This window comes from Streptomyces sp. DH12 (assembly GCF_020873895.1).
GTDB lineage: Bacteria > Actinomycetota > Actinomycetes > Streptomycetales > Streptomycetaceae > Streptomyces.
In genome coordinates this window covers 1-627 of the sequence record NZ_JAHWGT010000419.1, presented here as the reverse complement: position 1 = coordinate 627, position 627 = coordinate 1, and the positions used below count along the sequence as shown (strand labels likewise).

At 72.6% G+C, this 627-nt stretch carries 1 protein-coding gene; it reads left to right on the top strand.

All coding sequences use genetic code 11. From position 1 onward, the window contains the following. Positions 1–627 (top strand): iron-containing alcohol dehydrogenase (locus LPA54_RS34925; RefSeq protein ID WP_228984632.1); only part of this gene is annotated, 627 nt, incomplete at both ends.

Genomic DNA, 627 nt, shown 5'->3' with positions numbered 1-627 from the left:
CCACGCTCGACAACGACGCGGGACGCGGCTCCTACGGCGTGCCCAACCCGATCGCGGTCGTGATCGACCTCAACGTCATCCGCGAGGCCCCGGTCCGGTTCGTCCGCTCGGGCATCGGCGACGTCGTCTCCAACATCTCCGCCGTCGCCGACTGGGAGTTGTCCCACCGCGTCAACGGCGAGAAGGTCGACGGACTCGCCGCGGCCATGGCCCGCCAGGCCGGCGAGGCCGTGCTCCGGCACCCGGGCGGCGTCGGCGACGACGCCTTCCTCCAGGTGCTGGCCGAGGCCCTGGTCCTCACCGGCATCTCGATGTCCGTGTCCGGAGACTCCCGGCCCTCCTCCGGCGCCTGCCACGAGATCAACCACGCCTTCGACCTGCTCTACCCGCAGCGGGCCGCCGCCCACGGCGAGCAGTGCGGACTGGGCGCCGCCTTCGCGATGTACCTGCGCGGCGCGCACGAGGAGTCGGCGGCCATGGCCGAGGTGCTGCGCCGGCACGGACTGCCGGTGCTCCCCGAGGAGATCGGGTTCTCCGCCGACGAGTTCGTCCGCGTCGTCGAGTACGCCCCCGAGACCCGCCCCGGCCGCTTCACCATCCTCGAACACCTCGCCCTGACCACCGAAC